General features: G+C 63.3%; 8 protein-coding genes. 2 read left to right on the top strand and 6 right to left on the bottom strand.

Annotated features, from left to right (window positions below; translation table 11 throughout):
- On the top strand, positions 1–156 hold a 156-nt coding region (locus D0550_RS36870; protein ID WP_116810452.1), incomplete at its 5' end, for a phosphatase PAP2 family protein.
- A 353-nt stretch (positions 157–509) separates the two neighbouring features.
- Here the strand turns inward: D0550_RS36870 and D0550_RS17365 are convergent.
- Genes D0550_RS17365 through D0550_RS17350 form a run of 4 tightly spaced genes read right to left on the bottom strand, consistent with a single transcriptional unit; the run spans position 510 to position 3,902 of the window.
- Positions 510–902 (bottom strand): DUF6165 family protein, encoded by a 393-nt coding sequence (locus tag D0550_RS17365; protein ID WP_116810451.1) that lies wholly within the window; start codon positions 900–902, stop codon positions 510–512.
- 10 nt (positions 903–912) lie between these two features.
- The gene (locus D0550_RS17360; RefSeq protein WP_116810450.1) at positions 913–1,944 is read right to left on the bottom strand and encodes a CDP-glycerol glycerophosphotransferase family protein; all 1,032 of its coding nucleotides are present in this window, start codon (positions 1,942–1,944) and stop codon (positions 913–915) included.
- A gap of 10 nt (positions 1,945–1,954) precedes the next feature.
- Entirely contained in the window at positions 1,955–2,791 is an 837-nt protein-coding gene (locus tag D0550_RS17355) for a glycosyltransferase family 2 protein (protein ID WP_116810449.1), read from the bottom strand.
- A gap of 43 nt (positions 2,792–2,834) precedes the next feature.
- Positions 2,835–3,902, bottom strand: coding sequence for a glycosyltransferase family 9 protein (locus D0550_RS17350; RefSeq protein ID WP_116810448.1), 1,068 nt, complete (start codon positions 3,900–3,902; stop codon positions 2,835–2,837).
- 10 nt (positions 3,903–3,912) lie between these two features.
- On the opposite strand from D0550_RS17350, the gene D0550_RS17345 reads away from it, so the two are divergent.
- On the top strand, positions 3,913–4,650 hold the full coding sequence (locus D0550_RS17345) for a 3-deoxy-D-manno-octulosonic acid kinase (protein ID WP_116810447.1): 738 nt from the start codon (positions 3,913–3,915) through the stop codon (positions 4,648–4,650).
- Between the two features lie 6 nt (positions 4,651–4,656).
- Here the strand turns inward: D0550_RS17345 and lpxL are convergent, their stop codons facing one another.
- Positions 4,657–5,577, bottom strand: a complete 921-nt coding sequence (gene lpxL / locus D0550_RS17340; RefSeq protein WP_116810446.1) for an LpxL/LpxP family Kdo(2)-lipid IV(A) lauroyl/palmitoleoyl acyltransferase — start codon at positions 5,575–5,577, stop codon at positions 4,657–4,659.
- On the bottom strand, positions 5,577–6,563 hold the full coding sequence (locus D0550_RS17335; RefSeq protein WP_206606361.1) for an LpxL/LpxP family acyltransferase: 987 nt from the start codon (positions 6,561–6,563) through the stop codon (positions 5,577–5,579). The genes lpxL and D0550_RS17335 overlap by 1 nt, the downstream gene beginning before the upstream one ends.
- Position 6,564: the final 1 nt, after the last annotated feature.

The raw sequence follows: 6,564 nt of genomic DNA, 5'->3' as shown, positions 1-6,564 counted from the left end.
TTTCCGGAGCTGGCCTGGTTGTTGGTGCCGTTCGCCACGTTGGTGGCGGCGTCACGCGTAGTGCTGGGCCTGCACTACCCGACCGATGTGGCCGCTGGTGCCATCATCGGCGCGACGTTGGCCATGGTCAGCATGGTGGTGTTCACGGTCGTTTGATGGCGTAAGAGGCGTCGGTGGCTCGCGGCGTCGGGAGTGTCCTAGCTCCTCCCGGCACCGGGCACGGCCGGAGCGCACTGCGCTCCTACACCGCACGTCCATGATGAGCCCTGCTGTTGCGGTCCCGTCCCTGTACCGCAAAGCTGCCGGGAGAAGCTAGGACACTCCCGACGCCGCCGATGCGTCAGCTGCGCGTTCGCGCGTGACTCGGATGCAATCCCGCGTCAGCTGCGCGTTCGCGCGTGACTCGGAGGCAATTCGGCGTCAGCTGCGCGTTCGCGCGTGACTCTGCTCCGATCCGCTCATCCCATGCAAAACCTCTCTGCCGGGAAGCTTCGAAGGTGCGGTGGCGCTCAGTATTTAGCGTAGCTCTTCTCTTCGACGATCTTCGAGCCGAGCTTGGTGTTGATCGTCTTCTTCACCGCCGCGCGCTCGTCGTTGTTGATGTACACGGCGCGCGCCAGCTCGATGAACTCCTGATCGAAGGTGCGCTGACGCTCCTTGTCGCGGATGTCGTCCTCGATGTCCCACAGCTTCTTGTTCACGTCGCGCAGCTGTTGCCACTCGGCATCGATGTTGGTTGCCGCGTGAGGTGAGCTGCGCCAGGTTTCCTGCAGCAGTTGCAGCTCCACTTTGACGTTGGCCAGCTTGGTTGCGTCGCTGATGTTGGCGGCCTTGATCTCCAGGATGGTGATCTTGTCGATCAGCTCGCCGGGAGAAATGGGAACTTTGATTTCGGTGCTCATGATGAAACTCTCAGGCCGGGCCCCAGTAGCCCAGGCGCTTGCGGATTTTGATTTTACGCCACCAGTTGCCCGGTTTCGGCCTGGCATTGCGGGCGCCGGCGGCGATGAATTCGTCGACGGCGTCGAGCACGCGTTCGCTCGAGTGGCCGTCGCGGTAGGGATGGATTGAATCGGCGTACTCGCGGATCGACTGCATCAGTTCCGGCGGCCGCGACAAAGCCCGCTCGATGGCGGGGAGCAGCTGGTCCGGTGAGTCGATGTCGATCAATTGCGGGCCGGGCCGGCGATTCTTGAAGGTCACGACCGGCTTGTAGGTCAGCAGGAACTCGTTGAGCGCGGAGGACGTGTCCGAGATCATCATGTCGACCTGCGGGAACAGGTCGAGAATGTTGTCTTCGGTGGCGAAGCGCAGGTACTCGTTCTCCAAGGCCTTGTATTTCGCGACAGTCTCGGGCGCGCTCTTCGGATGCAACGTCACGATCCAGCGCCAGCGGCCGGTACGCGACATCTCGCGAATGTTTTCATAAAGAATGGACGCCGCACTCCACGAAGGCGAGAACGTCGAGTGATACAAAATCACCGGCTGCGCCCGTACCGGCGGCGGCTCAGGGGCTCCATGCTCGCGCATGAATGGGTCGAGCTTGGGCCAGCCCGTTTCTCTCACGGCGAAGTGTCCCAGCTCGCGTGATTTCTCGGTGAACGCCTGCGTGTCGCGTGCGCCGGTCGTGCAGTACAAGTCGAAGAAGCCGCGAATATAGATGTGGCGCGGCTTGCCAGCGTCGAAGCCATGGAACACTTCGACCTTCGCGCCAGGAAAAAAGTGCGGCACGGCGTTGCTGGAGGTGAGCACGGCGATCGGTGCGAACTCGCGTACCTCGCGTGTGGTGCGAAGGAATGTTTCATTCGAACGCAGTTCTTCGCCGCCGGGGCCGTCGAAGAACCAGGCGGCTTTGTGTCCGCGCGCCCAGATCGCTTCCTGCAGAGGACGCAGAATGGCGAGCGCGTAGCGCTCCGAGCCGTAGAGAAGATAATGTTTGCTCACGAATGTCTTTTCAGGGATCCAGTCCGTATCCGTGCAATGTTTCCGCAGCCATGTCTCGCGACTCCGGATTGCGCTTCATTTCGTAGTAACGCATGCGCTTGTACACCGCGTAGGCCGCGGCGGTTTGCGACACTACGTAGCCGCGCCAGCCATCGAGAAACGCCAGTCGCAGGAAATAATCTTTGATGAACGCGCTCAAATAAACAAACGGCGTCATCCACATGTTCACCGGCTTGCCGCGATCCAGCCAGTCTCGGGCCTTCAGCTCGGCATAGCGCAGCGTCTTGAGCTGTTTGTGCACCAGCGTCGGGTTGTTCAAATGGATGAACGGATGCTTGAGCGTCGGCGTCGGCCCGTCGAAGCGCAGTGACTCGTGCACTCGCACGTCGGTCCAGCGCGCGCGGCCGCGATGATAGAGGCGGCCCATTCGCTCGCCAACCATGGGTCGATACCAGCGCATCGGCGCCCCCATGTACCAGGTCTGTCGCCGCAGAATTGCGCCGGCATTCGCCGATTGCATCAGCTGAGGCAGGCGCTCGCGCAGCTCGTTGGCAAGCTCGGGCGACAAGGCTTCGTCGGCATCGAGCGCCAGGATCCAGTCGTGGCTGGACTGGGTGCTGGCGAAATTGCGCTGCGGTCCGAAGCCCAGCCAGTCCTGATGGACCACGCGCGCGCCATGGCGCTGGGAGACCTCCTGCGTGCCGTCGGTGCTGCCCGAGTCGATCACCAGTTTTTCGGCGGCAAACGGCACGCTGTCCAGGCAGCGGCCGATCGCGGACGCTTCGTTGCGCGCGATGATCAGGAGCGTAATGGGCAGCTTCGGGAGCTGGCTGGGGTCGACGGCCATGTCGCCAGTTTCGCAGCGCGCGTCAGGAGGGGCAATGCCTGGCTTATTTCTTGTTCCGCGCCAGGCTCAGCAGCAGTGCGTGCATTTTCTTGATTACGTCGTCGGGCGTGATCAGGTCCATCACGCCGGGCCGCTCGATCTTGGTGGTCCAGGGGATCTCGGTCGCGGGCTTGCCCAGCAGGCGGCGTGACGCCTGATCGTACTTGTCGACGCACCACTGACGGCTCAGATAAGGCCCGCTGCGCGCCGGATTGGTCGCTGCATACAAGCCGATCACAGGGGTGCCGGCGGCAGTGCCCATGTGCGCGGGGCCGGAATCGGGCGTGATCAACAGGGTCGCGCGTTCCAGCGTCGCGAAGAACTGCAGCAGCGTGTCCTGGCCGATGGTGTTCAGGCACTGCTGCTTCATGAGGCTTTCGATCCGCTCGCCGGTACGCCGCTCGATGTCACTTGGCCCGCCGCATAGAATTACCCGCAACCCGAGCGACGCGATCGCATAGTCCGCGACCTCGGCGTAGTACTCGGGCCGCCAGTTGCGCAGCTGATGGCTGGAGCAGGGGCTGATGATTACGGTGTTGCCGGGCTCGGGAATGACGCGCTTGGCATAGGCGATGGCGTCGTCGGTGAGTGGCACATCCCAACGCAGCTCCCGCTCATAGACATCGAACTTCTCGGCGAAGCCGAACAGGCTGTCCAGTACATGCTGTCGCGACGCCGGCGCGATGCGCATGTTGGTGAACAGCCATTGCATCTCGCGTGCACGGCCGCGATCGAAGCCGAGGCGGATTTTCGCCGGAATGGCGGTAGAAATGATGCTCGCGCGCAGTGACAGCTGCATATGCATGAGCACGTCGAAGCTGCGGCCGCGCAGCTGTTCTTTCAGCTTGCTGCGTGCTTTCAGCGTGTTCTCGCGCTTGTCCACCACGATGAACTCGACGTCCGGCAGGTGCCCGAACAGTTTGGCCTCGAGGCGGCCAATGACCCAGGTAATTCGAGTATTGGGCCAGGCGCGCTGCAGGGTGCGAATGACCGGCAGCACATGGCAGGTATCGCCGATCGCCGAGAGCCGCAGGATGCAGACGCTGGCAGGTGGATGAGTGACGTTATACATTGCTGTCCGAATGACCGACGAGCAATTCATCGCCACCGCCGGCGGCGGCATCCTATACGACGCCTCGCGTCTAAGTAAGCCGGACGAAGAATTGTTCTCGCGAGCTCACTGGGCGTCGCTCGGCGCGCTGGAGGAGATCGCAGGCGGTCGCAGCTCGATAGCCGTGCTGAACGTGGGCGCGGTGCGTGCCGATTCCGCAGGCACTCGCTGGGTATTGCGCCACTATCGCCGCGGCGGGCTGATCGCAAAGCTGTCGCAAGACCGCTACCTGTGGCAAGGAGCGGCCCGGACTCGTTCCTTTGCTGAATGGCGCTTGCTCGCCGAATTGCGTCGACGGGGCTTGCCGGTGCCGGCGCCGATTGCGGCTCGTTACGTTCGCGGCTTGGTGACTTATCGCGCCGATTTGATCACCGAGCTGCTGCCCGGCGCGCGCACGCTGGCCGATGCGATCACCGGCCACGATCTGCCTGAAGCGGGCTGGCGCGCGGTCGGCAAAACCATCGGAGCCTTCCATCGCGAAGGCGTGCATCACGCCGATCTCAATGCCAACAACATTCTGTTGGCCGACAGCCAGCCCGAGGTCTATCTGCTCGACTTCGATCGCGGTCGGATCGAGGCGCGAGGCGCCTGGGAACAGACAGTGCTGGCGCGTCTGAAGCGCTCGCTCGACAAGATCAAGGGGCAGCGCGCCGACCTGAGATTCGGCGATCAGCAATGGCAGTGGCTGATGGCGGCCGCGGCCGATTAACAGGCCCTAGCGCTTGCGCTTGTAGTAGTCCGGATAGTCCGGCGTCAGGCCCTTGAAGCGGCGGTGAATCCACAGGTACTGCTCGGGCACGCGGCGCACTTGCGCTTCGATCAGCTCGTTGAAGCGCTTGGCGTCGGCAATCGGGTCGTCGCTGGGGAAATTCTCCAGCATGGGCTGGATCACCATGCGATACCGGCCGCTCGGCAGGCGTTCCTGAAAAAAGGGCAGCACCGCTGCACCGGTCATGCGAGCCAGGCGTGAAGTGGCCGTGTTGGTCGCGGCGGGAATGCCGAAGAACGGCACCATCTCCGCGCCTTTCTTGCGATACGCCTGATCGGGCGCATACCACACCGGCTCGTTCGCGCGGAGCGCCGCAATCAAGGTCCGGATGTCGTCGCGTGGAATCGCCCGCTTGGTGCGATCGCTGCGGTTTTGCGCCAGAAAACGTTCCAGCACCGCGTTGGCGGTGGGCCGGTACATGATGTTGATCTCGCCCGCCAGCTGCTCGCACAGCACGCGCCCGCCGATTTCCAGCGTGGTGAAATGGGCGCTCAGCAGAATGACGCCGCGGCCTCGCTCCATCGCCGCCTGCAAATGCTCGAGGCCTTCCAGGTCGGTGAGCCTGGCGATGCGTCGCTTCGAGCCCCACCAGGCGGTCGCCGTCTCGAAAATGCCCAGTCCGAGGCTCTTGAAATGTTCCTTGAGCAGCAAGTCGCGCTGTTGATCGGAAAGCTCGGGCAGGCAGATGCCGATGTTGGTCCGCGCGATGCGCACGAACGAGATGGGCAGGCGCACGATGATGCTGCCCAGGGCGCGCCCCAGGACAGTGAGCACGGGAACCGGCAGGGGCTGCAGCGCCTTGAGCGTGCCGATAGCCAGCCAGGTCGGCCAGTAATGCGGCCGGAGCAGGGGCAACAGGGTCTTCATCAGCGTCGATACGGGTCGTAGTCCGGGCGCTTGAAGCGCTTGTAGGTCCACAGGTACTGGGCCGGATTGCGGCGGGCGTGATCTTCGATCAGCTCGTGAAAGCGGAGCGTGTCGGCCACCGGATCGCTGGAAGGAAAGTCCTGCAGCGGCGGATGAATGACGATCACGTAGCCGGAATGGTCGGCGCGGCGTTCGGGAAAATAGGGTAGCACCGGTGCCCCGGAAATCTTCGCCAGTCGGGAAGTGGCGACGTTGGAGGCGGCGGGCACGCCGAAGAACGGCACGATCTCGCTGTTCTTGCCGGTGTAGCGCTGATCGGGCGCATACCAGACCGGCAAATTGTTTTTCAGATTCGTCAACAGCTCCCGGATCTGCTCGCTGGTAACTGCCTGGACCGTATGCCTTTCACGGTTACGGCGCGAGAGCTCGGCGATCAGGGGATTCTTCGGCGTGAGATACATGACGCTGGTCGGGCCGAGCGTAGTCAACGCGCGCGCGCCCATTTCCAACGTCGTGAAGTGCGCGCTCAGCATCAGCGCGCCGCGCCCCTTGGCCAGCGCCGCGCGCAAATGTTCCTCGCCTTCTACCTGAATGAGCTTGCGCAGGCGCGCATCGCTGGCCCACCAGACCAGGCCGGTCTCGAGCAGGGTGCAGCCCAGCGACTCGAAATGCTCGCGGACCAGCTCGTCGCGCTCCTGCGCGGACAGACCCGGCAGGCACAGCTCAATATTGATGGCAGCGATGCGGCGATCCCGACGGGCAAATCGATAGGCAAGGCGGCCGAGCGCGCGGCCCACCGCCAGCTGCATGCGCAATGGCAAAACATTCAGGGCACGCACCAGGCCCAGTCCCAGCCAGAGGGGCCAGAACCGGGGGCCGAGAAAGCGGTAGAGCGGCACGCGTTGATTGGCTGTGGCCGGCGGTGATGTAGTCATCACTTCATAGATGGCAGCGGTTGCGGGTACCATCTTATAGAAGAACACCACG

It is taken from the genome of Steroidobacter cummioxidans, from assembly GCF_003104955.1.
The sequence above is the reverse complement of the archived record's forward strand: the minus strand, read 5'-3'. Positions and strand labels throughout refer to the sequence as shown.